Below are 24,213 nucleotides of genomic sequence, written 5' to 3' on the forward strand. Positions count from 1 at the left end.
TGAGGACATGGAAGGGCGCGGATGATGTTATACCTGGAAGATGTTGCGATCGATTACGGTGGACACCCGGTGATTTCATCCCTTGATTTGCGTCTGGAACGAGGCGAGATCTTCGTTCTGCTGGGACCCTCGGGAAGCGGCAAAAGCACCCTGTTGAAGGGGATAGCCGGGGTGTTGCCGTTGCAGGCGGGCCGCCTCGTTTGGGAAGAAAAGCCCGGCAGGGTGGGCTTGGTCTTTCAGGAGCCACGTCTCTTTCCCCATTTGACGGTCATGGAGAACCTGGCTTTTGGCCTCAGGGCGCAGAAAGTGCCCAAAAGGGAGCGGGCACGGCGGGTGGAGGCCATGGTGGAAACCTTGCAATTGGCCGGTTTGGAAGGGCGGTATCCGCACCAGTTGTCCGGCGGGCAAATGCAACGGGTGGCGCTGGGGCGGGTGCTGGTGCTGGAACCGGATCTGTTGCTTCTGGATGAACCGTTTTCCTCGCTGGATACTCCGCTGCGGGTGGAGCTCAGCCGGTGGCTGTGGAGGGTGCAGCGGGAGAAGGGGTTCACCGTGCTCTGGGTGACCCACCTGCTGGATGAGGCCTTTATGGTGGCGGATCGAATGGGCGTCATGATGAAAGGGCGGCTTCTGCAAGTGGGAAAACCGTTGGAGGTCTACCATTACCCCGGTTCGGAACAGGTGGCCCGTTTTTTCGATTTGCCCAATCGCCACCCCAGGAAGCGCTGGCTGAAGTGGTTTCCGGAGCTGGTTCCAAAGCGGCCGGAGGGATCTTCCGGCGGCGGTGAGGCGCTCCAGGACGAGAAAGAAAACGAGATGGGCTGGCTGCCACCCGAGTTGATCCGGTGGCAAGCGGTGCCGGCCAAAACGCAGGGACATCCTGCGGCGGAAGCGATTCAGGGGAGTCTGGTGTCAGGTGGTTTTCCGTCAAACCGCCTGGAGAGAGAGCCGGATGACTGTTTTCCTGAGGCTCGCCTTTGTGGCATGGTGAAACGGGTGCGGCCCGAAAGAAGCGGACAGATGGTGGAGGCGGAGGCCGGAGGTGTCACCTGGTTGATCGCGCAGCGTTCGACGGATCCCGTGCCGGAGCCCGGCATGCGGGTGGAACTGATCATCCCCTGTTCGGAAATCCGCTGGTACCCGCGCAGTGCGCCGGAGGAAGGGGCAAAAAACCGCAATGACGCATCGGCGGGGGTGAAGACGATTCATGCTTGACACGCATGCGCGCAAATTTGTCCAACCGGTTATCCAGAAAGCGGCCTCTTTTTTTGTCCAGAGAGGGTGGCGGCCCAATCAGATCACGGGTTGTGCATTTATGATCGGAGTGCTGGCCAGCTTGTCCATCGGGCTGGGGCAGCCGCTTTTAGGCGTGGCGCTGCTCTGGATTTCCGGTTTTTTGGATGCGGTGGACGGGAGCATGGCCAGGTTGAGGGGCAACGCTTCGGCGTGGGGAACGGTGCTGGATGTGACGTTGGATCGCCTGGTGGAAGCAGGCGTGATCATTGCCCTGGCTGTGCTTCATCCGCAGCCTGAGGTGCTGTTTCTTCTCTTGCTTTTGGTCATTTCCTTTCTTTTCTCGATGACCGTTTTTCTCACAGTGGGCGCTGTGAGCGGGAAGCGGGGGGAAAAGTCGTTTTATTATCAGGCGGGGTTGGCAGAGCGGACGGAAGGGTTTATTTTTCTTACATTGATGGTGTTGTTTCAGGGACAGCTGCTTTTTTGGGGTGCGCTTTTTTGTTTTGCGGTGGTGGTTACCGCTTTGCAGCGTTTGGCGGAAGCCCGCCGTCTGTTGCGGTAATGCCCGGCTGGTGCACCATCAGAGGAAGCGGCTGATGCGGCAGATTTGAGAAAGCAGGCGGTGGAAATATGTGGAACAATATTTGCGATGTTCCCGGGGTGTTTGTCGGTCACATGGAGGATCGGCGGGCGCTGACCGGTTGCACGGTATGCTTTTTCCCGGAAGGAGGGGTGGCCGGCGTGGATGTGCGCTGCTCGGCTCCCGGCACACGGGAGACGGATCTCCTGTCGCCGATTCATCTGGTCCAGCAGGTCCACGCGATCCTGCTCACAGGAGGAAGCGCATTCGGCCTGGATGCGGCAACCGGTGTGATGCGTTATCTGGAGGAACAGGGCATTGGCCTGGAGACGGGCGCTGGACGTGTGCCGATCGTTCCGGCGGCCGTGTTGTACGATCTGGCGATCGGCGACGGCACGGTCCGGCCGGATGCGGCCATGGGATATGAGGCAGCCAGGAAGGCCAGGCAGGGCGATTTTGCGTGCGGGAATGTTGGCGCGGGGACGGGAGCGACTGTCGGGAAGGTATTGGGGATGGAGAAGGCGATGAAAGGCGGGCTCGGCAGCGCTTCTGTTCAAATCTCCTGGAAAGGGCAAGAACTGGTCGTCGGCGCATTGGTGGCGGTCAACGCCTTTGGTGACGTGCGGGAACCGGAGACTGGCCGCATTCTGGCCGGACCTCGGCTGGAGGATGGCCGGCTTGGCGACAGTGTCAAGTTGCTCCCCCGCGCTGCCGCAGCAGGAGCCGCCCGTTTCGTCGGAGAAAACACAACCATCGGCTTGGTGGCGACCAACGCCAGGCTGAACAAGGCACAGGCGACCAAGGTGGCGCAAATGGCCCAGGATGGCCTGGCCCGCACCATCTATCCGGCCCACACGATGCGGGATGGGGACACGATTTTTGCCGTTTCGACAGGTGATCTTGACGCGCCGGTGGATGTGGTCGGCGCATTGGCCGCCGAGGTGACGGCGGCGGCCATTGTCCGCGGCATCCGTGAGGCGGACGGGGCCGGGGGCCTTCCGGCGCATCGCGACCTGAGCCGGTAGATAACGAATGTAAAGCGGTTATGGAAGTCCGGACGGATACGGGAAGGGTCGGTGCTGTTGGTTGTAAGGGGCAGATCAACCTACCGGCTGCCTGCCGGACCGGTATGCCTCTTCCATCCTTTTGTAGATCTGGCCTTTTTCCGTGTAGGACTTGCGGATACGCTCCAGTTCCTTGTAGTCTGCCTCGGTCAGTTCCCGGATCACTTTCGCCGGAGAACCGACGGCCAGCGTGTTGGGCGGGATTTTCTTTCCGGGAGGCACCAGGGAGCCGGCGCCGATCATCGCATTTTCCCCGATTTCCGCCCGATCCAGGATGATGGCGCCCATCCCGATCAGCGCCCCTTTGCGGATGATGCAGCTGTGGAGGATGGCATTGTGGCCGACGGTCACATCATCCTCGATGATCAGCGGATTGCCCGGGCTTTGATGGAGCGTGGAGTTGTCCTGGATGCTGACCCGGGCGCCGATGATGGTGGGGGCAATGTCACCCCGTAATACTGTGTTGTACCAGATATTGGTATACTCGCCGATCTTCACATCACCGGAAATCACAACGCCCTGTGCCAAAAAGACCGTTGGATGGATTTGCGGTTCTTTGCCGTCAAAAGGCAGAATCATCAGGTTCACCTCTCGCGATACAGAATCTTTGGTTTTCTTCGGGTGTTTGTTACACTTTTCTATGAAGATAGATTACCATGAAACGGGGAACTTTGTGAAACCCTGTGGTGATTCGTAAATGAGGGATGCGCAATGTACGATGTGGCAATTATCGGCGGCGGCATCGTCGGAATGTCCACGGCGATGCATCTGTTGGAAACGGCACCGGGTGCCAAGGTGGTGCTCCTCGAAAAGGAGGAGCGGCTTGGCCTGCACCAGACGGGAAACAACAGCGGCGTGATCCATTCCGGCATTTATTATAAACCGGGAAGCCTGAAAGCACGGTTTGCCACGCAAGGCAGCCGGGCGATGTACATGTTTTGCGAAAAAAACGGAATCCCTTATGAAAACTGTGGAAAGGTCATCGTGGCGGTGAACCCTTCCGAGATCCCGCTGCTCGAGAATTTGTATGAACGGGGCTTGGCCAACGGACTGGCCGTGAAAAAAATTTCGCCTGCGGAACTGCGTGAGCGGGAGCCGCATATCCGGGGCATTGCGGCCATCTACGTTCCGGAGACCGGCATTGTCAACTTCAGGGAGGTGCTGGCGGCGATGGCCCGGAACGTGGAACAGGCCGGCGGGGAATTGCGCCTTGGAGCCAGAGTGGAAGGATGGACGGAAACTTCTGACGGCGTGGTGCTTCGGACACATCGGGAGGAGCTTAGGGCCCGTTACGTGGTCAATTGTGCCGGACTGTTCAGCGATCGCGTGGCCCGGCTTGCCGGGATTTCCCCCGGGTTGAAGATTGTGCCGTTTCGCGGCGAGTATTACGAGCTGGTGCCGCAAAAGCGGCACCTGGTGAAGCACCTGGTCTATCCTGTGCCCAATCCGGCCTTTCCGTTCCTTGGGGTACACCTGACCCGTGCCATTGATGGAACGGTGCATGCCGGGCCGAACGCGGTACTCAGTTTCAAGCGGGAAGGGTACCGGAAGGGGGATGTCAGCCTGCGCGACAGCATCGAAGTACTGGCGTATCCCGCATTCTGGAAAATTGTCCGCCGGTATGGACGGCTGGGGTTGGGCGAGATGCTCCGTTCCTGGAGCAAACAGGCCTTTCTCCGTCATGTGCAGTCCTTTTTGCCTGAAGTGAAAGCGGAGGATCTGACGCCGGCACCTGCAGGGGTTCGCGCCCAGGCCCTCTCCAGAGACGGACGGCTGCTCGACGACTTTCACATCCTTCAGAAAGGAAGGGGGATACACGTCCTCAATGCCCCTTCCCCCGCAGCCACGGCCTCCCTCATGATTGGCCAATATCTCGCCCGGCGAATCCTGGACGCTGCAAGCGGGGAAGCGGGTTTCGGCGCTTCCTTCGCATCGGTTCAAAACAAAGCGTAAACGGGTATCATGGAAAAAGAATAAACTGTCCTGCCCCCGCATACGTTTGTACCAAGAGATGGGTCATGCTGTAAAGCAAAGGCCGAAAAACAAATGGGGGATTTTCAGGATGATCGTGATTAACGGCAGGAAACTGATTCAATGGCTGGCGATGTTGCTGGTTGTGCTGGTTGGCGGGTATTGGATCTGGTCGATCAACACGAACGCGGCAATGCCGGCCTCCACGCTTCCTGAAGCGAAAGTGAAAACGTTTGAAATGGTGGCAGTGGAATTTGACGGGAAGGATCCAAAAACAGGCAAGGAGCGGGAGGTGTACCGCTGGGATCCGGGGACGATTGTCGTCGAGCAGGGCGATCGGGTGCGGCTGAATATTCACGGACTGAACGGGGAGCATCATCCGTTCCTCATCGAAGGCCTGGGCATTCAGGGAGAAGTGACAAACGGAGAGGTGAAAACGATCGAGTTTATCGCCAAGGAAAAGGGCGTGTATAAGATGGTTTGTCTTGTTCACACCGATTCCAAGAACGAGGGGCCGATGATTGGCTATATCGTGGTCCAATAGTAACGGTTTCGCCAGTAGTTACCAACGATGCAGTTTCAGCTGGGGAAACATGTGCAAATAGGGGCCTGGCCGGTGAAAGCCAGGCGATTTTTTTTGCAACATATGCCGCATACGGCGGACCTTGGTTTTTCAGTTTTTATGCTCCGGTTCCAACGGGATTTCAATATCCAGCAGCGGTGCATATTGCTGGCAGCCGAAAATATCCCGTTCTCCCGGACTACCGCTTGGAGAGTTCCGGTAAATGGTGAACTTGATGGCATAGGCCGGATCAAACTCCACAAAGTCGCTTATTCGCTCCACAGGGATGCCGTACAGCGCTGCGATGGATTCGCGAGTAATTCGCTTGCTGGCTTTGACGAGTTCGTACTTTTCTTTTTCTCGAAAGATAATGTCAAAGGTGATCTTGTCGGTGCCGGCGTTTTTGCTTCGGATCGTCTTGGCCAAATCCGCCAATTTTACGGTCTGGTTGCTGGCGGTTTTTGTTTGTGTCCTGTTCATGCTCATTCTTCTCCCCCAACTTCAATCATTTTTACTTCAAACAGTTCCATTGGATCGTCCACCGGAATGACGTGGTTCATCGTCCAACGGTAAGCGGCCGTGGCCGGCAATACTTCATCGACGACGAAAGCGGCCGTCCCTGCCGTTCCTTTCACTTCCGGCAAGCGGGCGTAAAACAGTTGCCGGGTGCCCATCAGTGTAATTTCTTCCGCCAATTTTTTCGTCGGCGCAACGCCTTCCACCACGACGCAAAGTTCGTGGGAACGGATTTCTTTGATCGGTTCCAGATCCCCCATGACACCATTTTTACCGTAAATCTTGAAATCAAGGTGGTAGTCCACGCCGCTGAACGTTTCCTTTACTTGGCTGGATGCCCACTCTACCACTTGGTCGATATGCTGAATCATGTACGGATCCCGGATGCCGGCGATGCCGATGTATTTTTCCCCGACTTTGCCTGAACCTTCTAATTTCACTTTGATTTTGCCTTCCACAGGAACAAATTTGGAGCCGGTGATACGGCACGTTTTTTCGTCGTACTGCTCGTAACGGCAGTTGGTCATATCCAGCATTCCGCCCGTCACATATTCGTAGTAAGGGTTGGAACGTTCGTACATGGCGTGACCCGAAACGGAAGCGATCGTGCAACGTTGTTGCGGATGCATGGCCGTTACTTTGACGTCGTGATCGGTGATGGTGCCAATCACCGTTTCTTTGGCTCCGTACGGTTCGGCGCAGAACGAAGCGCACTCCAGAACTTTTCCCAAGTAATACGCCAAATCTTCGGGAAAGCCTTCCTTAATGGCCGGAGCGGCAAAAACGGCGCAATCGCTGGAGCGTCCGCCGATAATCACATCAGCGCCCATTTCCAGGGCCTTAATGAATGGATGAACGCCGGCCACGGCGACGATTCGATCCGTTTTTTCCAAATCTTCCATGGTCAATGGCGCCCGGCCGTCCAACCCTTCGATGACGACGCCTTGTTCCATTTTCTTTTTGATGTACGCTTTGTCCACTTCGGAATAAAAATAAGCCAGTTTAAATTTGGGTAGGTGGTGCTTTTTTGCCAGGTCTTTGATAATTTGCACAAAGAGGTCAACGCGGCTATTGGATCCGGTGTCGCCCGCAGAGCCGATGATCATCGGCACACCTTGTTCCCGCGCCGCGAGGAGCATTAGCTCTAGGTCATGTTTTTGCCATTCGTACATGCCCACCGACTTGTCGGCGCCCAGGGGAGCAGGACCGATGTCATCACTACCCGAATCGCAACAATAATAGTCCGGCTTGGTCGCCGCTCCAATGTAAAAGCTTTTCTCTTTCGTCGGTGCAAACCCGAGGTGGCCGTTGGGACAGAGGATACGTAATTGTTTTTTTCTTGTCATTCATGTTACCCCTCTCTAAAAATTGAAATTTAACTTGCTGCCATAAGTTATTATATGTTATAACAAAAAAATAAACTGGTAATAACAACACATGACTTATATTACTATTCATTTACTAATATGTCAACAATCTTGGAAAATTGTATCAATAGTAACAGTACTATTTTGGCTCCCGACCGCTTTGACTTCCGGCATCACACTTTCCGATGATGTGAAAGATTTGGTTCTGAAATGTTATTTACTAACTTAAAAAACATAAAAATTATTGACAAATCTGGTTCCTGTTATATAATTGAGTATGTTATATTATAATCTAACATGACAAAAACGCTAATGATTTGACAATTTGTTATAACAACATATGACTTAATAATATCTATAAGGAAGAGGGGTTAGGATGCTCGAACTGATTGCGGAACGGATTGACCAAATGATTCAGTTGGATGTGGCCTCGCGGAATGTGATTCAAACGATTTATCCAATTGCGAGGCAGCATGCCGGCCGGCCGCTGGCGATGCTTGCTGCAGAACGGTTACATAAACAGGTGAAGCCGAAAGATGTGGTTTTCATTGCCACGGGATGGCCGGATCGGCCTCACATTACTCCCGAGATCGCCGAGACCGATGGGCCTCCAGGAGCGGCGGTGTTGGCCAGGGCGTTGCATATTGGTTTGAACTGTGTGCCTATTGTTTTGATTGAAGAACATTTGGTGCCAGCAATGAAAATTGTATTGGAAGCTACCGGGTTACGGGTGGTGCGACCCGAGGAAGCAATAAAAGCGATTACTTCCAGTGCGCCCATCCATGCGGCAGCCGTCATCGGTTTTCCGTCCGATAAAACAGAAGCTGAACGAAAAGCAAAAGAACTGGTTGATGCGTATCAACCTGCCGCTTTAGTTGTGGTGGAGAAGGGAGGGATGAATGAACAGGAGACCATTCATACCAGCCGGGGAGCCGATACGACGGAACATATGGCGAAAGTGGATTATTTGGTGAAGGAACTGAACAAACGAGGTGTCTTGACAATTGGGATTGGTGATGGCGGGAATGAGGTTGGCATGGGAACCATTGCGTCTGAATTGAAGCGCATCATTCCTTATGGTGAAAAGTGTCTTTGTGGATGTGGCGGCGGGATTACCCCGTGCGTTCCGACTGATGTATTGGTGGCTGCTTCGATTTCGAACTGGGGCGCATATGGTGTTGCGGCCTGTCTAGCTTTGTTGACAAAAAATTTGAATGTTTTCCATGACGAAGCCCTCGAAGAACGTTTGTTAGCGCGCTCAGCGGATGCGCAATTGATTGACGGGATTACCGGATACGTGATGCCGAGTGCCGATGGACTGGATGTTTCGGTACATAAGGCATTTGTCAAGGTGATGAGGGAGGTGGTTATTCAAGGGATGCGTTTTGTGTAATGTGGACATGAGCGTGTTTGGATGAGAGAAGAACATTTCTTGGGGGAGGAATATGATGAAAGCGTTTCACAAATACGTGTCCGTTGTGATGGTAGTAATGGGTTTGACGCTTTTTTTGTTCGGTTGTGGCAGTTCCAAAACGACTACTAATGAACAGCAAACGGATAACCAAACTTCCACACAAGCAGTAACTATCAAATTAGCTCACGAGTCACCGGAGACTCATATCAAGGGGATTTGGGCGGAAGAGTTCAAGAAACATGTGGAAAGTGCCAGTGAAGGGAATATAAAGGTAGAATTGTACCATCACGGGCAGTTGTATGCTAAAGAACAGGCCGCATTGCAAGCGGTTACCCAAGGTGTCATTCAAATGAGCATTAGCAGTACCGGATATTTATCTTCATTGGTTCCGGAGTTTGAAATATTCGACTTGCCGATGATGTTTCCCGATTTAAATGTCTTGTATGCGTTGGAAGACAGCGAACTGGGAGAAGAATTATTGCAAAAGTTGGATGCCAAAGGCCTGAAGGGTCTCGGCTATATTACCAATGTGCCCACTGAGCTGTTTACCGCCGAACCGGTTCAGACCATGGAGGATCTGAAAGGTAAGAAAATCAGGGCGCATACAGCATTACTGGAAGAGTCGATGAGGGCTTTAGGTGCGAGTCCCATTACGATGGCCGCAGAAGAAATGTACACTGCCATGCAACAGGGAGTTATTGACGGCATGTTGACCACGACCGCGTATGCAGCGCCCAATAAGTTGCAAGTAGTTGCGCCGCATATGACAAAAGTAATCATCAGTGCGGTGGTGTATCCCATTGTGATCAACAAAAATTTCTGGGATTCTTTAACGGAACAACAACAGCAAATCATCCTGGAAGCCATCCGGAAGGCAGTCCAGCATAACCGGGATAATTTGGAAGCAAAATCTAACGAATACGAATTAACGTTGCAAAACGGAGGTTTGCAGATTCATCAACTGCAAGATTCTGAACGGGCCCTTTGGATGGAAAAATTGAAGCCCATTTATGACAAGACGGCTCAAAAATTAGATGGGGACTTATTCAATCGCGTAATGAAATTTGTGGAAGGTCAATGATAAGATGAGCAAGGTATTCAGGGATTTGCTGGATACCTTGCGTCATTATTTAAAATTATAAAACAGACTTTTTCGGAAGGTTGTGGGAAATGTGAACACCAATAATGGGTTGCCTTTCAACGGCAAAATTTCTCGCATTGTCGACAAGATAGAAGTTTTTTTGACGGCCTTTTTGCTTTCTTTTATTACACTGCTGGTATTTTTCAGTGTTGTTGCCCGAAAGTTGCTTGGCTATTCTTCCGGGGTCATCGAGGAATCGGTCCGTTTTGCCATGATCTGGATGGTGTTTGTCGCGGGAAGTTTAGCGTTTAAAAGAGACATGCACATTACGATCAATATTTTGGTTGACAAATTGAGCGAAAAGAAAAAATTATTTCTTCAAACATTTGCTTGCTTACTGGGGTTTTTGTTCTGCGTCTTTTTGGTGGTGAAAGGATTGGAACTAGTGATCAGTAGTTACCAGTTGGACGAGCGATCGATTGCTTCATGGAAATTTCCGCTCTGGATTCCGCGGTTGGCGGTACCGGTTGGCGCTTTGCTGATGGCTTTTCGTTTGTTGGAAAGAATGCTGCAGAATCTGGTAATGTTGAGGCAGGTGAAATAAGATGATGGTGACCTTTGCCATTGTAACTTTGTTTTTTCTGTTGTTGACCGGTTTACCCATCGCTTTTTCACTTGCCTTGGCAGGCTTAATCTTTTTATATGTGTTGGCTGGCGATAACATTGTCTCCGCCGTTCCGCAAATGATGTATGTTTCCATTGATACGTTCCTGTATATTTCAATTCCGTTGTTTTTGTTGGCTTTTCGAGTTCTTGATTAAGGCGAATGTGATTGACGATTTGGTGCGAGTCATTGAGGCTTGGACGGGACACTGGCGAGGCGGTTTGTTTACTGTCTCCGTACTGGCATGCGCCTTTTTTGCGGCGATTACCGGTTCAAGCTCAGCCACAGCGGTGGCTATCGGAGGTATCCTGGTGCCGGAAATGATCAAAAGGGGGTATGACAAACGCTATGCAATGGGATTGATTGCCGTTGCGGGTGGATTGGGGATTGTCATTCCTCCCAGTATTCCCTTAATTGTTTATGGGTCGGTGGCACAGGAAAGCGTCCGGGATTTGTTTATCGCAGGGATTATTCCGGGGCTGATTTTAACGGCGGCACTGATTGTAACTGGGATGTTCCTGACACGAAAAGACAACATTCTTCTGCCTCCTAAAGCATCTTTTTCCGAACGAATGACGGCGACTAGAAAATCGTTATGGGTTTTGTTGTTTCCCGTTATTATCGCGGTGGGGATATATGGCGGCATTTTTACACCCACCGAGGCCGCAGGTGTTGGAGCCGTATACGCGTACATCATCGCCAAATATGTTTACAAGAGGCTTTCATTCAATGATACGGTGGATGTGCTGGTTAAAAGCGCCGGCAATTCCGCGATGATCATGATGATCATCGCTGGTGCTACAGTGTTCGGCTATGTGCTTTCCTTCGAAATGATCCCACAGAAAATTACAGAAGCGGTGCTGAACGCCCAAATGCATCCTTTGTTGTTTTTGTTGATTGTAAACCTCTTGTTTATCGTGTTGGGAATGTTTTTGGACATTACTTCAATTATATTATTGACAGGACCGATTATCATTCCGATTGCATTGCAATTGGGCATTGATCCGGTACATTTCGGGATTATATTTGTGATCAATATGGAATTAGCCTTGATTACCCCGCCTCTGGGTATGAACTTGTTTATCATCAGTGGGATAATTAAGGAAAAAATTGCACAAGTGTTAAAGGGTGCGTTACCCTTTGCGCTTGTGGAGCTAGCCGTATTGGCTTTGGTAACATTGTTCCCCATCTTGTCATTATTACTAATTAGCAGGTAGTGTAAAAATAAAAATAAAGGATAGTCAGTGACAAGTGTTCAAATGTTTGTTTTTGGGAAGAAGGAGTCTGTGTGAGAGACGATACTCAATGGAGAGTGGTGGGTTGTACAAGTGATGCTGGAACGAGAAGGGATGATCCCGCTTTATCAGCAGTTAAAGCAAATTATTAGTGAGAAGATCCTCAACGGCGAGTATCAACCCAATGAAAAATTGCCCTCTGAAAGAGAACTTTGCGAGCAATTTAACGTCAGCCGGATTACGGTGCGACAGGCTTTGGATGAAGCAATCAAGGAGGGGCTGTTGTATCGGATTCAAGGACGGGGTACTTTTGTTGCGGCAGCGCAAGGACGATTTGAACAACCGTTGGAGTCCATTCACCGCTTTGAAGATTTATTGAAGTCCAAAGGCGAGACCGGGCGAACGGAAATTGTGGAGATTAGTTCCGTTTGGTCCGATTTGCAACTGGCAAGCATTTTACAAACGCAAATTGGATCGCCATTGGTCAGTTTAAAATTGAAAGGGTATTCTTTAGACAAGCCTGTTGTCTATTATCATTCGATTTTTCCGGAAGCAATTGGTAACCAACTGGTAGAAGCGGCAAAAACGTATGCTGAAGAAAAACGGGCTTTTTCCAGTTTGGACTTATACAATGCCATCGAGGAGCAAAAACCAAGCCAAGTAAAGCAAACGTTTGAAGCGATTCAGGCTGACAAGGAAATTGCTGGAATTTTGGAGGTCTCACTGCAAGAAGCATTGATGAAAGTTACTTCCATTTTTTCTGATCAAAATGGAACACCTTTGGAGTTTCGTAAAGCATTTTATTTAGGAGAAAAATATGTTTTTCATTTGACAAGATATTTGAGGTGGTAGAGTCGTTAAAGTTCAAAAAAGCTCTGAAGTCATGCCGGACTATGTCCATTTGTTTCTCAAGTGTCTCCCCACAGATTCGTCATCTGGTATTATGGCAGCAATCAAGAGGAGCATATCCAGGGGACTGCGAAGTGAATTTCCACATCTAAGACATCTAGACACCTTTCCAGCCTATGTACACTTTCTTTCCTTGTGAGTACGACAGGCAATGTGTCCAGTGATAAGATCCGCCGGTATGCGAAGCCCAGAAGAAACGCGGGTGAACGATGTGCACAAAGCCTATTTCTTCCGTCTCTATCCGACAAAAGAACAAGCACAGCAAATTCGGCGAACGATTGGTTGCTGCCGGTTTGTGTACAATCACTTCCTCGCCCGCCGGAAGGAAACCTATGAGCGGGACGGCACCACCCTGAACCAGTACGCCTGTATGCGGGAATTATCTGTATTGAAACAACAACATCCCTGGCTCAAGGAAGTGGACTCCACGGCCCTTCAACGGTCGGTGGAAGAGTTGGACGATGCCTTCCAGCGATTCTTTCGGGAGAAAAAAGGATATCCACACTTCAAGTGTAAGAAACACCTGAAACAGTCCTATACGTCCAAACGCAACGGCAGAGAGGACACTAAGGCAACCATCCGAATCGAAAGCAACCGGATTCGGCTTCCGAAGGTGGGATGGGTGAAGTTTGCCAAATCCAGGGAAGTGCAAGGACGCATTCTCTCGGCGACAGTGCGTTTGACGCCTTCGGGCAAGTTCTTCGTATCGGTGTTGGTGGACACGGAGATTCAACCTCTGGAGCCAAAGACGAACGCCATCGGCGTTGATCTGGGACTGACCCATTTCGCTGTCCTGAACACCGGGGAACGGATTCCCAACCACCGACACCTCCGGAAGCTTGAAGAGAAACTGAAACACTGGCAGCGCATTCTCTCCCGCCGGAAACCGGGCGGGAGGAACCGGGAGAAGGCCCGGTTGAAAGTGGCCCGGCTCCACGAGAAGGTGCGCAACGCCCGGTTGGATTTCCTGCACAAGCTGTCCACCAGGCTGATTCGCGAAAACCAAGTGATCTGCCTGGAGGACTTGCGTGTACAGAACTTGCAGCAGAACCACCGGGTGGCGGGAAGCATCGCAGACGCCAGTTGGTCGGAATTTCGGCGGCAACTGGCGTACAAAGCAAAGTGGTACGGACGGCAGGTGGTGATCGTGTCCCCTGTTTTTCCGTCCAGCCAGCTTTGCTCTTTCTGCGGACACCGAAACACCGGGACGAAGGACCTGTCTGTCCGGCAGTGGACATGTCCGGTGTGCGGCGAAACGCATGATCGAGATGTCAATGCCGCAAGGAATATCCTGCGAGAAGGTTTGCTCCTATTGGGCCTGTCCGCTTGAGCTGACTGAACCGTGGGACACACGGGGATCGCTTGGTGCCGTAAGGCAGAACTCCCGATTACTGGAGTGCTCCCAAGAATCCCGCGGCTTTAGCCGTGCGGAGTGTCAACATTCCACGTTTCCCTATGACATCGGCATGCAGATTGTGGAAGCGGGAAAAAGGATGGAAGAAGAAGGAGAAGGGTTTTCCACTTATGACCTGTATGAGAAAGCTTCGCTGGAAAAACCGTATATTGTCAGACAGACCTTTGAAGTTTGCGGCGCTTCGTCATTTATTGGAGAACGGTTGCAAGTTGAAACCGGGCAGCCGGTTTTTTACGTGACTTCCATTTTCAGTTCGCAGACGGAACAACCGCTGGAATTCCGGACAGCCTATTACCGGGGTGACAAGTACAAGTTCTACATTACGCGCAAACTTTAGCCGCCGAACGTTGACGGGGCGCAGGTTAAAGATGATTGGGACAAATTTTGCCTTTTCGCAGGTTGTAGATGTCAGTATTTTTGTATTATAATAACGCCTAAAATAAAAAAGTCGAGGATCAAAAGATGGTAGGTTCCGTTTTCAAGCAAAAGGTAAAAGACAGTGTGTAGACGGCAAGGCGGAGAAAAGAAGGAGGAAAAAATCATGAACAAATTCAGCCACATCGATCTTCGGGTGAACAATTTGGAAAGCGCCATGCCTTTTTACGAAAAATTTTTGTCCGCCTTGGGTTTTACGCGAACGTTTCACAGCGAAAAATGGAAGGTGTTTGCCGCGGAAGGGGATCTCCCCAGCGTCGCTTATTTTGCCATCACAGAAGATGCGAATCATCAGCCGAACGGCAACTTAATCGGGTTTTGGGCAGAAGATCGGGAAGAAGTGGACCGGATTGCGAAACTTGTCAGTGAAATCGGCGGGAAAATTATCGACGGCCCCAGGCTATTTCCGATCAGTCCGACCTATTACGCCGTGTATTTTGAGGATCCTTTCGGCAACCAATACGAAATTGTCCATCGGTTGAATTGATTTGGCGGATCATCCTTGCGATACTTATTTTATCTGCTTGTTCGGAAGTCGGAAGTGGCCAAACGATATGTGACTGAACCTCCTGTCCAGAAAATGGATGAGGAGTTTTTGTCTTCCATCCACATCACCATCCGTAGATGGAAATGGCGGGCCGAATGACGGGTTGGAAAGCTTGATGTGGCAGTATCGCCTTGACATGCGTCGGAAGGATCATCTATGATAAGGATATGATTAGAATTCTAATTAAATCAAGGGGCGACTGATGGAACATAACCATGATCAGGCTGTTCATGACCAGTGGGAATGGAACCGGGGACCGCTCGGCCGCTTGGTGAAGATTGCCTACATTTCGCTCAGGCGGGAGGTGGAGGCCATGCTTCGTCCATTGGGCCTTACCCATACCCAATGGAGCACGCTCGGCATATTGTACCATTTTCCCGGACTGACGAATGCCGATTTGGAAACGATCCTGCACATTGAACGGCCTAGCGTCACCAGCCTGATCAACGGGATGGAAAGAAAAGGCTGGGTGACCAGAAAAGCAAATCCCAAGGATGCCCGCTCTAAACTCATTTATCTTACAGAGAGCGGCAAAGCCCTGGCCGAATCAACGATGCATTTCGGGCGGCTTGTCGATCAAAAAGTGCTTCGAGGCTTTACGGAGGAAGAAAAACTTCTCCTGCGCAAATTGCTGGAAAAGTTGATTCGAGAAACGGGCGCTGAACCTTGAGCACATGGCGCCAACGTTATTTTTTCGTCATATGATTAGAATTCTAACTAATTTGTTCCAAAGAAAGGTGGGTATCAGAAAGGTGGTTATCCAAATGCGCTTGAAACATGAGCGGAATGCGAGGGACAACCGTCTTCTTGCGCTTATCCCCACTGTTCCCGCTTCTTACATGGGGATCCACAGCGCGATGATGAACATGTTCCGGACGCTCGGTTTTGCGCTGGGACCGACATTGGCGGCGATGGCCTGGTGTAAAAGCCGCGCCTGGATGTTACGGATATGAGAATGACGGTTTGTGTGCTGCTTGCCGTGCAAGTGCTGACGTTGCTGTCTGTCACGGGATACAAAGGCATGAAAAAAATGAGGGTTGGGGAGAACGCTGGGCAAGAGGCGCCAACACCATGATGCTCCGAATGCGCTGTTCCAATGCCGCATGGGCCAATCGGGAGATTGGCCCTTTTTCTTTATCTCGTTTACAAACCGTCGGTCGGTTTATATAATGAAAGGAGAGCAACCATGTCGACGCAATCAGCGTTTTTGAAGCAATGAAAGGTGGGGAACGCGGCAGACAATGAGATGGGAACTGCGGCGAGAACGGACCAAGCGGCTGCTGTTGGATGCGACGGAAGCGGTGATTCGCGAAAAAGGCTGTGCCATGGCATGCGCAGTGCCGTATCTGCTGATCGTTTTGCATTTGGCAGAAACAATTTTGCCGCATTGATGGCAAACATGCTGCAACCGGACCGGCGGGGAAAGGGCGGCAATGCCCGGTGAAAGGAGCGAAACGAAGATGGCCAGTCATTATGACCTGATCGTGATTGGTTCCGGCATGGGCGGACTGACCGTTGCCAGCTTGATGGCGCAGCTTGCGCACAAGCGTGTGCTTGTTCTGGAGCGCCACTTCAAACTTGGCGGTTTTACGCACAGTTTTGCGCGCCCGGGAAACCGTTCATGGGATGTCGGATTGCATTATGTGGGTGAGATGGCCTCAGGGGAGCTGGCCAGGGAGGTATTTGACCTGATCACGCAAAATCGCGTCAAATGGCATAAAATGCCCTCGCCATTTGAAAAATTTGTTTATCCCGATTTCACATTTGAAGTCCCTGACAACGAAAACGACTATCTAGAAGCGTTAATCAACCGTTTCCCTGACGAGGAGGCGGCCATCAGACGGTATTTTGCCGATATTCACGATGCCAGAAAGTGGTTTAACACCTATGTATTTGCGCAATCTACGCCGGCTTTTTCCGCTTCCCTCCTGCGCTTTTTCAGCCGCGGCAAAGAACAACTGGCCCTCTGTACCACGGGCGAATATCTCAGCAAGCATTTTCGAAATCCACGATTAAAAGCGGTGCTGGCATCGCAGTGGGGTGACTATGGCCTGCCTCCCTCCGAATCTGCGTTTCTCATTCACGCGGTCATTGTGTCCCATTACCTCAAGGGCGGTTATTATCCAGCAGGTGGTGCGGGAACGATTGCCGAGAGCGTCGCTTCTGTCATTGAAGCCTATGGAGGAAGGTGTCTTTTGAATCATACCGTCACCGAGATACTCACGCGGGAAGGCAAAGCGGTCGGTGTGAAGGCAACGGCAAAGAAAGGAGCGCAAAACAGGGAAGTGGCATTTTATGCCCCTGTGATCGTTTCGGATGCGGGCGCATACACCACATTTTGCCGGCTTTTGCCGGGAGAAGCCGCGGTTCCATTTCGCTCTGAGCTTGAAAGGATGGCCAAAAAAGGCTATAGCGCGGTGTCGGTTTATTTGGGCTTTAAAGCCAATCCGTCCATTCTCGGCTTTTCGGGTGCGAATCACTGGATTTTTGCCGATGATGACCACGACGCGATTTTTAAAAACCAGAACGGCATGCTGGAAGGGAGAGCTCTTTGCTGTTTTCTCTCTTTTCCTTCATTAAGGGATCCAAAAAGGGATCCAAACGCAAGGTCGCACACGGCGGAAATCGTCGCTCCACTGCCGTATGAAACGGTTGAAGCATGGCAGTCTTATCCGTGGCGGAGACGCGGGCGGGATTATGAAGCGTTGAAACATCGAATCGCTGAAGCGCTTTTAAACCTTGTAGACACATATTACCCAAGGTTTAAAGCGCTGGTAGATTATTGCGAAGTGGCAACGCCGCTCACGGTAGAAACCTTTACCGGCCACCCTTTAGGTTCCATTTACGGTTTGCCTGCCGTCCCAGAGCGTTACCGCCTGTCTCAATTGCGGGTATCCACCCCGGTGAAAAATCTGTATTTGACGGGTGCGGATGTCGTTTCTCCGGGAATCGTCGGCGCCATGATGGGCGGCGTGGCTACCACCGCTCACTTGCTTGGCCGTCTTGGCTTTTGGCGAATCATTTCAGCCGCCAAAAAGCATGGATGAGCATGCCGGAAAATAATATTGGAGAAGTGGATGGTTGATGTAGAATGATAACTCTTATGCTAAAATGATCACGGAATCTTTTATTAATGCTGCGGCAGAGCCTGTGCAAGCACCTTGCAGATGACGCATGTCAATGTACAGATTAAATGTACAGATGAGTAGTTAGGAAAGCTAGCATCTGCAGGGGATAGCCAGTTTCTGATGACAGGGGGAAAGATCATGGAACGGTTCAAAGAGAGCATGCTCAAGTTGATCACGGAAACCTCCACCAAATTGCCGCCGGACGTGCGCAAGGCGATCGCGGAGGCCAAAGCCAAGGAAGATGCAGCCACCAGGGCGGGCCTTGCTTTGTCCACCATCGCGGAAAACCTGGAAATGGCGGAGGCCAATGTGTCGCCGATTTGCCAGGATACGGGCTTGCCCACTTTTGAAATCAAGGTGCCGGTCGGCGCCAACCAGATTGTGATGCGGGAGCAAATTCGCGAGGCGGTTGCGGAGGCGACGGCCCAGGGAATCCTGCGTCCCAACTCGGTCGATTCGCTGACCGGCAAGAACAGCGGCAACAACCTGGGGCCCGAAACGCCTGTGATTCACTTTGAACAGTGGGAGAAAGACGAGATTGAAGTACGCCTGATCCTCAAAGGCGGGGGTTGCGAGAACAAGAACATTCAGTATAGTCTGCCAACCGATCTGGAGGGCCTCGGCAGGGCCGGCCGTGATCTGGACGGTGTTCGCAAGTGCATTTTGCATGCCGTCTACCAGGCTCAGGGGCAGGGTTGCAGCGCCGGCTTTATTGGCGTCGGCATTGGCGGCGACCGGACGAGCGGTTATGCTTTGGCCAAGCAGCAGCTCTTCCGTCCGGTGGATGATGTCAACCCGGTTCCGGAGCTGGCGGAGCTGGAGAAGTACATCATGGAGGCGGCCAACAAATTGTCCATCGGGACCATGGGGTTTGGCGGGGAAGTGACGCTTCTGGGCTGCAAGATCGGGGCCATTAACCGCATACCGGCCAGCTTCTTTGTCTCCGTGGCATACAACTGCTGGGCTTTCCGCAGGCAGGGCGTCATCCTCGATCCCGTAACGGGAGAGATTCGCGACTGGTTGTACAAGGAAACAACCGCCGCTCCCGAAGTGAAAGAGCCTGCGAAAAGCGCTGTGTCAAGCGGAGAAAGACGCGAAATCGTCCTGCGGGCACCGATCAGTGAAGAACAGATCCGCCAGCTGAAGGTGGGGGACATCGTGATCATCAACGGTCCGATGTACACCGGACGGGATGCCCTGCACAAGTACCTGATGGATCACGACGCCCCGGTAGACCTCAATGGCGGTGTGCTGTACCATTGCGGCCCGGTGATGTTGAAAAACAAGGAAACTGGCGAGTGGGAAGTCAAGGCGGCCGGACCGACCACCAGTATCCGGGAGGAACCCTATCAGGGAGAGATTATCCGGAAATTCGGGATTCGCGCCGTCATCGGCAAGGGAGGCATGGGCCCGAAAACGCTGGCGGCGTTGAAAGAATACGGCGCCGTCTATCTGAACGCGATTGGGGGAGCCGCGCAGTATTACGCCCGTTGCGTGAAGAAAGTCAATGGCGTTCATTTTCTCGAAGAGTTCGGAGTGCCTGAGGCGATGTGGGAATTTGAAGTGGAAGGCTTTGCGGCCATTGTCACGATGGATGCCCATGGCAACAGCCTCCATGCCGATGTGGAAAAAACGTCGCTGGAGAAGCTGGAACAGTTCAAGGAACCGGTTTTTGTGTGACTTGGATCGATTTCGCCCGTCACCTTATCAACAAATAGGTGGCGGGCGATTTTAATTGCGCAGATCTTGTTTGGCACTCATTTCTTTCTTCACGGGATTTCGATAGTATGGAAGAGTCTGTTGAGAGGTGGTCGGCAGGGTCACCGTAAAACAGGTCCCGCGGTCAGGCTCGCTGGTTATGGAAATATTTCCACCGTACTTCCGTATAATCTGCCGGGAAACGGCCAGGCCGGTACCCGAATGATTCTCCTGTTTGCTTGTGTATCCCTGACGGAAAATCAATTCCCTTTCTTCCGGCGCGATATAGGAGTTGCGGTTGAACACTTGAATGGCTATGTATGAAGGGTCATGCTGTTCCACTGTCACATCGACATAGCGCTTGGGCTCTGGCACCTTGATCTCTTCATCAAACGCGTTGTCGATGATGTTGCCGATCACTTTGACCAGTTCGAACGGGCGGATGGTCAATTCTTCCAAGCTGACATTGACCTTCACCTTGAACTGGATATGTTTGACAATGGCGGTAGCCGCCTTTGCCTGCAACAGCGCAGCCATTGGCGGGTGTTTCAACTGGAGCAGGGAGAGGGTTTCGTCCGCCTCCAGGTTGAGATCCTCCAAATAACGGATCACGCCTTCCGTATTTCCCAGCTTGGCCAAACCGTAAATCACCTGCAAATGGTTCAAGAAATCGTGCCGTTGGGAGCGAAAATGCGTGATCAGTTCGTCGATATGCTCCAGGTACACCTCCTCCGTTTGCCGCATGGTCAGGTTCTCGATGTTTTTAGCAATCCGAAACACCATGTACGAAGCCAAGACGGCGGAGAGCAATGGAAGACCAAACACTATTGTTGTTGAAAAGTTTTTGAATTCTTGAGTGGGATAGGTCATGGTGTAAAACACGACAATGCTGTTGATGGTGATTATCAAAAGTACCGCCAACCAGACCCATAACAATACGGTAAGATTGAAGCGTTGATACAGTTTAATGATGTTGGCCAAAGTAATACGTTTTTTGTTCATATATACCGTCAGTAATATGACCGAAAGGTAATAGGACCAAGCGGTAAGAAAAGAATTTGGGAAAGTGGTTAATTGCTCTGCATCTATCTGTAGAACTTGTAAGAAAAAAAAGAGAGCAATGGATTCAAACAGGATTTGGCTGATCATCCTTATAAATGTGATTATTACGCAAAAGGCCCAGGAAAACGAGAAAAACAGTTTGAGTAAACCAAAAAAAAGGACAAAGTTGACAGTTATCCTTATTAAATCATGATTATGTATCACAGTGTATGTGAAAATCGTGACCAGCGAATATACGATTGAAGAAAGAAGGCCCTGTTTCCAGACGGGTTTCCAGTCGATGCCCATCAGGGCTAAAGAAAAGAACAGGAAAATCAGGGCCTCAGGCAGTGATATCAAAAGATACTGGATGAGTATCTGCATCAGGACACCTCGAGTTGTACGTGACCTTCTACTTCATCAGTTCTTCCGGGATCTCGGGCTCATAAAGCCAAACGCTGCTGTTATGCTTAACCCCTGCGAAGGCAATCGAAGCAAATGCTGTAGCCAGGAACTGCGCGCAACTATCCAAGAGCCGCTTCATCATGGAACCCTCCTTCAATTGAAAATGAAAATTTTTGATGATATTGATGAAAGCCGGCGATCGAGGCGATCGACAGCTTTGCATCCGACAGGCGTGATGCTAGCCCCCTGTGTGGCCATCCCCAGAACGATGGCGGCAGACAGGGCGGCTGAAAAGGGATAGAAAATCGCTGCCAGGATGGTGGCGGCCAGCACAACGGTTTTGCTGTATTTGCGGCCGTGCACTTGCAGGCGTGAGCGAGGCCGTTTGGGGTTTATCACGGGTGCGTACCGGTGAACCGAAAACCAGGTGCCCGCCATCAAGAGGAAGAGCAGCGGTCCGTGAATGCTCCAGTGGGCAGATGCCACCTGTACAGCCGTCCATGCGAGAAAGTTGATGAGGATGACATCCGCGACGGTGCAGCGCAAAAAGGTGCTCAGGTGCTTTCCGCCGGAGACGATTCTGAGCAGGCTGAAAGCCATCAGAACGACGAGGGCCGACCCGAAAAGCCCAAGCCAATATGCGAGTATCAGGATTGCTCCCAGCTGGATGAACGTGTTCAGGAGGATCTCAATGCCATACGCCATCACGGGTACCGGCTGAGATTCCGATGTATGTTTTCCAATCCAGTTGGCAAAAGCATATGACAAACGATGGATCACTTCTGTACGCCCCTCATGTTTCTGTCACGCATTTCTGACACGCAGAGCAAGAAAAGATTCCTCTAATGCCAATATCTCTGTTAATACTAAACCACTTCGACACGTACAACAAAAATCCTGCAAGCAAGAGAAAAAATTTTTAACAAGAGCCAAAAGTCGACTAATTGTTTATTTAGAAAAACAAAATCTCTATAAAGCATAAAAAAACGAAAACATAAAAGAACGCCGGTACGATGCGTTTATCCACCGGCGTTGCTTTTTGTTCCATTGGTCCTTTTTGTCGCGCCTCAGCTTAATACCATCCGTTCGTCAGCCAGTTCTTTTCCTTTGATGCGTCTGAAGTGATCCAGCAGTTTTGACACGGTCAATTGTTGTTTTTCCTCACCGGAAATATCCAGGATGATTTCTCCCTTGTCCATCATGATCAAACGGTTCCCAAGCAGGATGGCCTGTTCCATGTTGTGGGTCACCATCAGCGTGGTGAGCCGGTTTTCCCTGACAACTTTCTCAGTCAGTTGGGTGACCAGCTGTGCGCGGTTTGGATCAAGGGCGGCCGTATGTTCATCCAGCAAAAGGATTTTCGGCTGGTTCATGGTGGCCATCAGCAGGCTCAGGGCCTGTCTTTCGCCGCCGGATAAAAGCCCCACTTTGGCAGTAAGGCGGTTTTCCAGGCCGATTCCCAAGGATGCGAGCATTTCACGGAAATACTGGCGTTGCTGACGCGTAACGCCTCTGCGCAACCCCCGCCTTTTGCCGCGGATATATGCCATCGACAGGTTTTCCTCAATGCTCATGTTGGGCGAGGTGCCGGCCATCGGATCCTGAAAGACGCGGCCAATCATGGCTGCCCGCTTGTATTCCGGCAAACCGTCGACGCGTTCTCCGTCTATCCATATTTTTCCTTGATCGGACGGAAGCACCCCGGAGATAATGTTCATCAGGGTGGATTTTCCTGCCCCGTTGCTTCCGATAATGGTGGCGAAATCACCCGGTTTTAAATGCAACGAGACATTGTTCAAGGCCCGTTTTTCGTCTTGGGAGCCCGGATTGAAGACTTTTGTGATTCCTTCCAGCCGCAGCATCAGGCTCCCTCCTCCTTGTTGAGATGATGAGAATCTGCTGTGGCCAAGCCGGAGGCTTTAGACGCGGCCGTTTTTTTCGCTGAAATCCGTCTTTTCTTGAAGCGTTCGGTGTACAACGGCGCGGTCAGGGCGATGATGACGATGATCGCTGTGATCAGCCGCAGATCGGAAGCTTCAAAACCAGGGATGCGCAGTGCCATGGCCACCACGAGCCGGTAGACAATCGCGCCGCCGATAACGGCTGCTGTCGTCCAAAACAGGGAACGGGTGCCGAAAAGAGATTCGCCGATGATGACCGAGGCCAGTCCGATGACGATCATCCCGATTCCCATGGCTGCGTCGCTTGAACCCTGAAACTGGGCAAAAAAGGCTCCGGACAGCGCTACCAGACCGTTGGATAAGGATAATCCCAAGATAATCGTCTGATCCGTATGCACGCCCAAACTGCGAATCATCCGCGGATTATCCCCTGTTGCGCGCAAAGCCAGACCAATTTCCGTTTTCAGGAACCAGTCGATAAAAACCTTGATGAGCAGTACCACAACTGCCATCGTGAGGATAAAAGAAAACGGCGTGGGCAGCATGTTTTTCATCCATGTGACCAGGTTGCCTTCCTCACCCAGCAAGGGGATGTTGGGCCGCCCCATGATTCGCAGGTTGATGGAATACAGCGCGATCATCATGATAATTCCGGATAACAGGTTGTTGATTTTTCCTTTCGTATGAATGAGTCCGGTGCACATCCCGGCCAGCATGCCTGCCCCCAGGGCTGCAAGGGATGCCAAAACAGGATTCGTGCCGTTGATGATAAGGACAGATGCGATCGCTCCACCGGTTGTAAAGCTGCTGTCTACCGTCAAGTCCGGAAAGGCCAGGATGCGAAAGGTAAGGTAAACGCCGATGGCCATGATGGCAAAGATGAGGCCGGATTCCACCGCTCCTTGCAAAGCGTAGGCCAACTTCATTCACTCCTCATTTCCCGCTTTGACGCTTTGCTTTGCCAAAGCGATCTGTGCTATGAAAACGCATCACTATACATGATACATGAAAGCGTTGGACAAGCCAACGCAAAAAATGACAGTTG

The 24,213-nt window shown here is 51.4% G+C and carries 23 protein-coding genes and 1 pseudogene; 17 read left to right on the forward strand and 7 right to left on the reverse strand.

What is annotated here, in order from left to right:
* Positions 1-21 precede the first annotated feature (21 nt).
* The 3 genes from BAA01_01505 to BAA01_01515 all read left to right on the forward strand — a co-directional run bounded on the left by BAA01_01505 (position 22) and on the right by BAA01_01515 (position 2,841).
* Positions 22-1,215 carry a hypothetical protein gene (locus tag BAA01_01505; GenBank protein ID OUM86052.1) on the forward strand — a complete coding sequence of 398 codons (1,194 nt, stop codon included), beginning with the start codon at positions 22-24 and terminating at the stop codon, positions 1,213-1,215.
* Positions 1,208-1,798 carry a CDP-alcohol phosphatidyltransferase gene (locus BAA01_01510; GenBank protein OUM86053.1) on the forward strand — a complete coding sequence of 197 codons (591 nt, stop codon included), beginning with the start codon at positions 1,208-1,210 and terminating at the stop codon, positions 1,796-1,798. Before BAA01_01505 ends, BAA01_01510 begins: the two co-directional genes overlap by 8 nt.
* Positions 1,799-1,866: 68 nt before the next feature.
* Positions 1,867-2,841, forward strand: a complete 975-nt coding sequence (locus BAA01_01515; protein ID OUM86054.1) for a peptidase S58 — start codon at positions 1,867-1,869, stop codon at positions 2,839-2,841.
* 75 nt (positions 2,842-2,916) lie between these two features.
* Here BAA01_01515 and BAA01_01520 read toward each other — a convergent pair whose 3' ends face one another.
* Positions 2,917-3,459 carry a gamma carbonic anhydrase family protein gene (locus tag BAA01_01520; protein OUM86055.1) on the reverse strand — a complete coding sequence of 181 codons (543 nt, stop codon included), beginning with the start codon at positions 3,457-3,459 and terminating at the stop codon, positions 2,917-2,919.
* Between the two features lie 132 nt (positions 3,460-3,591).
* Here BAA01_01520 and BAA01_01525 point away from each other — a divergent pair, with 132 nt between their 5' ends.
* Together BAA01_01525 and BAA01_01530 are read left to right on the forward strand one after the other, a co-directional pair.
* On the forward strand, positions 3,592-4,833 hold the full coding sequence (locus BAA01_01525; protein OUM86056.1) for a hydroxyglutarate oxidase: 1,242 nt from the start codon (positions 3,592-3,594) through the stop codon (positions 4,831-4,833).
* 109 nt (positions 4,834-4,942) lie between these two features.
* Positions 4,943-5,395 carry a hypothetical protein gene (locus tag BAA01_01530; GenBank protein ID OUM86057.1) on the forward strand — a complete coding sequence of 151 codons (453 nt, stop codon included), beginning with the start codon at positions 4,943-4,945 and terminating at the stop codon, positions 5,393-5,395.
* Between the two features lie 129 nt (positions 5,396-5,524).
* Here the strand turns inward: BAA01_01530 and BAA01_01535 are convergent, their stop codons facing one another.
* The gene (locus tag BAA01_01535) at positions 5,525-5,893 is read right to left on the reverse strand and encodes an acyl-CoA synthetase (protein ID OUM86058.1); all 369 of its coding nucleotides are present in this window, start codon (positions 5,891-5,893) and stop codon (positions 5,525-5,527) included.
* Between the two features lie 2 nt (positions 5,894-5,895).
* A complete protein-coding gene (locus tag BAA01_01540; protein ID OUM86059.1) occupies positions 5,896-7,275 on the reverse strand; it encodes a glutamate mutase in 1,380 nt (459 codons plus the stop codon).
* Between the two features lie 397 nt (positions 7,276-7,672).
* Here BAA01_01540 and BAA01_01545 point away from each other — a divergent pair, with 397 nt between their 5' ends.
* The 12 genes and pseudogenes from BAA01_01545 to BAA01_01600 all read left to right on the forward strand — a co-directional run bounded on the left by BAA01_01545 (position 7,673) and on the right by BAA01_01600 (position 19,803).
* On the forward strand, positions 7,673-8,689 hold the full coding sequence (locus tag BAA01_01545; protein ID OUM86060.1) for a hypothetical protein: 1,017 nt from the start codon (positions 7,673-7,675) through the stop codon (positions 8,687-8,689).
* A 55-nt stretch (positions 8,690-8,744) separates the two neighbouring features.
* A complete protein-coding gene (locus tag BAA01_01550) occupies positions 8,745-9,791 on the forward strand; it encodes a hypothetical protein (GenBank protein ID OUM86061.1) in 1,047 nt (348 codons plus the stop codon).
* 91 nt (positions 9,792-9,882) lie between these two features.
* Complete coding sequence (locus tag BAA01_01555) at positions 9,883-10,395, forward strand: hypothetical protein (protein OUM86062.1); 513 nt, start codon at positions 9,883-9,885, stop codon at positions 10,393-10,395.
* Positions 10,396-10,399: 4 nt separating this feature from the next.
* Positions 10,400-11,672 (forward strand): annotated as a pseudogene (locus BAA01_01560) (hypothetical protein).
* Between the two features lie 114 nt (positions 11,673-11,786).
* Complete coding sequence (locus tag BAA01_01565; GenBank protein OUM86063.1) at positions 11,787-12,542, forward strand: hypothetical protein; 756 nt, start codon at positions 11,787-11,789, stop codon at positions 12,540-12,542.
* A 268-nt stretch (positions 12,543-12,810) separates the two neighbouring features.
* Positions 12,811-13,929 carry a transposase gene (locus BAA01_01570; GenBank protein OUM86160.1) on the forward strand — a complete coding sequence of 373 codons (1,119 nt, stop codon included), beginning with the start codon at positions 12,811-12,813 and terminating at the stop codon, positions 13,927-13,929.
* Positions 13,930-14,065: 136 nt separating this feature from the next.
* On the forward strand, positions 14,066-14,350 hold the full coding sequence (locus BAA01_01575; GenBank protein OUM86064.1) for a hypothetical protein: 285 nt from the start codon (positions 14,066-14,068) through the stop codon (positions 14,348-14,350).
* Positions 14,351-14,554: 204 nt separating this feature from the next.
* Positions 14,555-14,935 carry a hypothetical protein gene (locus tag BAA01_01580; protein OUM86065.1) on the forward strand — a complete coding sequence of 127 codons (381 nt, stop codon included), beginning with the start codon at positions 14,555-14,557 and terminating at the stop codon, positions 14,933-14,935.
* Positions 14,936-15,263: 328 nt separating this feature from the next.
* The gene (locus BAA01_01585; GenBank protein ID OUM86161.1) at positions 15,264-15,665 is read left to right on the forward strand and encodes a hypothetical protein; all 402 of its coding nucleotides are present in this window, start codon (positions 15,264-15,266) and stop codon (positions 15,663-15,665) included.
* Positions 15,666-15,759: 94 nt separating this feature from the next.
* Entirely contained in the window at positions 15,760-15,948 is a 189-nt protein-coding gene (locus BAA01_01590; GenBank protein OUM86066.1) for a hypothetical protein, read from the forward strand.
* A gap of 507 nt (positions 15,949-16,455) precedes the next feature.
* Positions 16,456-18,042 (forward strand): hypothetical protein, encoded by a 1,587-nt coding sequence (locus BAA01_01595; protein ID OUM86067.1) that lies wholly within the window; start codon positions 16,456-16,458, stop codon positions 18,040-18,042.
* A 219-nt stretch (positions 18,043-18,261) separates the two neighbouring features.
* A complete protein-coding gene (locus tag BAA01_01600) occupies positions 18,262-19,803 on the forward strand; it encodes a fumarate hydratase (protein OUM86162.1) in 1,542 nt (513 codons plus the stop codon).
* 51 nt (positions 19,804-19,854) lie between these two features.
* Here the strand turns inward: BAA01_01600 and BAA01_01605 are convergent, their stop codons facing one another.
* The 4 genes from BAA01_01605 to BAA01_01620 form a co-directional block, all read right to left on the reverse strand.
* Entirely contained in the window at positions 19,855-21,246 is a 1,392-nt protein-coding gene (locus BAA01_01605) for a hypothetical protein (GenBank protein OUM86068.1), read from the reverse strand.
* Between the two features lie 174 nt (positions 21,247-21,420).
* The gene (locus BAA01_01610) at positions 21,421-22,047 is read right to left on the reverse strand and encodes a hypothetical protein (GenBank protein ID OUM86069.1); all 627 of its coding nucleotides are present in this window, start codon (positions 22,045-22,047) and stop codon (positions 21,421-21,423) included.
* A gap of 287 nt (positions 22,048-22,334) precedes the next feature.
* Positions 22,335-23,129 carry an ABC transporter ATP-binding protein gene (locus BAA01_01615; protein ID OUM86070.1) on the reverse strand — a complete coding sequence of 265 codons (795 nt, stop codon included), beginning with the start codon at positions 23,127-23,129 and terminating at the stop codon, positions 22,335-22,337.
* The gene (locus tag BAA01_01620; GenBank protein OUM86071.1) at positions 23,129-24,094 is read right to left on the reverse strand and encodes an ABC transporter permease; all 966 of its coding nucleotides are present in this window, start codon (positions 24,092-24,094) and stop codon (positions 23,129-23,131) included. The genes BAA01_01615 and BAA01_01620 overlap by 1 nt, the downstream gene beginning before the upstream one ends.
* Positions 24,095-24,213: the final 119 nt, after the last annotated feature.

This window comes from Bacillus thermozeamaize (assembly GCA_002159075.1).
Classification (GTDB): domain Bacteria; phylum Bacillota; class Bacilli; order ZCTH02-B2; family ZCTH02-B2; genus Bacillus_BB; species Bacillus_BB thermozeamaize.

What these genes read in the sequence shown, in the direction of transcription:
- BAA01_01505 (OUM86052.1), top strand. Translation starts at nt 22, where the DNA reads ATGATGTTATACCTGGAAGATGTTGCGATCGATTACGGTGGACACCCG.
- BAA01_01530 (OUM86057.1), top strand. Translation starts at nt 4,943, where the DNA reads ATGATCGTGATTAACGGCAGGAAACTGATTCAATGGCTGGCGATGTTG.
- BAA01_01545 (OUM86060.1), top strand. Translation starts at nt 7,673, where the DNA reads ATGCTCGAACTGATTGCGGAACGGATTGACCAAATGATTCAGTTGGAT.
- BAA01_01605 (OUM86068.1), bottom strand. Translation starts at nt 21,246, where the DNA reads ATGCAGATACTCATCCAGTATCTTTTGATATCACTGCCTGAGGCCCTG.
- BAA01_01565 (OUM86063.1), top strand. Translation starts at nt 11,787, where the DNA reads ATGCTGGAACGAGAAGGGATGATCCCGCTTTATCAGCAGTTAAAGCAA.
- BAA01_01580 (OUM86065.1), top strand. Translation starts at nt 14,555, where the DNA reads ATGAACAAATTCAGCCACATCGATCTTCGGGTGAACAATTTGGAAAGC.
- BAA01_01525 (OUM86056.1), top strand. Translation starts at nt 3,592, where the DNA reads ATGTACGATGTGGCAATTATCGGCGGCGGCATCGTCGGAATGTCCACG.
- BAA01_01515 (OUM86054.1), top strand. Translation starts at nt 1,867, where the DNA reads ATGTGGAACAATATTTGCGATGTTCCCGGGGTGTTTGTCGGTCACATG.
- BAA01_01520 (OUM86055.1), bottom strand. Translation starts at nt 3,459, where the DNA reads ATGATTCTGCCTTTTGACGGCAAAGAACCGCAAATCCATCCAACGGTC.
- BAA01_01595 (OUM86067.1), top strand. Translation starts at nt 16,456, where the DNA reads ATGGCCAGTCATTATGACCTGATCGTGATTGGTTCCGGCATGGGCGGA.
- BAA01_01600 (OUM86162.1), top strand. Translation starts at nt 18,262, where the DNA reads ATGGAACGGTTCAAAGAGAGCATGCTCAAGTTGATCACGGAAACCTCC.
- BAA01_01550 (OUM86061.1), top strand. Translation starts at nt 8,745, where the DNA reads ATGAAAGCGTTTCACAAATACGTGTCCGTTGTGATGGTAGTAATGGGT.
- BAA01_01510 (OUM86053.1), top strand. Translation starts at nt 1,208, where the DNA reads ATGCTTGACACGCATGCGCGCAAATTTGTCCAACCGGTTATCCAGAAA.
- BAA01_01535 (OUM86058.1), bottom strand. Translation starts at nt 5,893, where the DNA reads ATGAACAGGACACAAACAAAAACCGCCAGCAACCAGACCGTAAAATTG.
- BAA01_01620 (OUM86071.1), bottom strand. Translation starts at nt 24,094, where the DNA reads ATGAAGTTGGCCTACGCTTTGCAAGGAGCGGTGGAATCCGGCCTCATC.
- BAA01_01575 (OUM86064.1), top strand. Translation starts at nt 14,066, where the DNA reads ATGCAGATTGTGGAAGCGGGAAAAAGGATGGAAGAAGAAGGAGAAGGG.
- BAA01_01590 (OUM86066.1), top strand. Translation starts at nt 15,760, where the DNA reads ATGCGCTTGAAACATGAGCGGAATGCGAGGGACAACCGTCTTCTTGCG.
- BAA01_01540 (OUM86059.1), bottom strand. Translation starts at nt 7,275, where the DNA reads ATGACAAGAAAAAAACAATTACGTATCCTCTGTCCCAACGGCCACCTC.
- BAA01_01615 (OUM86070.1), bottom strand. Translation starts at nt 23,129, where the DNA reads ATGCTGCGGCTGGAAGGAATCACAAAAGTCTTCAATCCGGGCTCCCAA.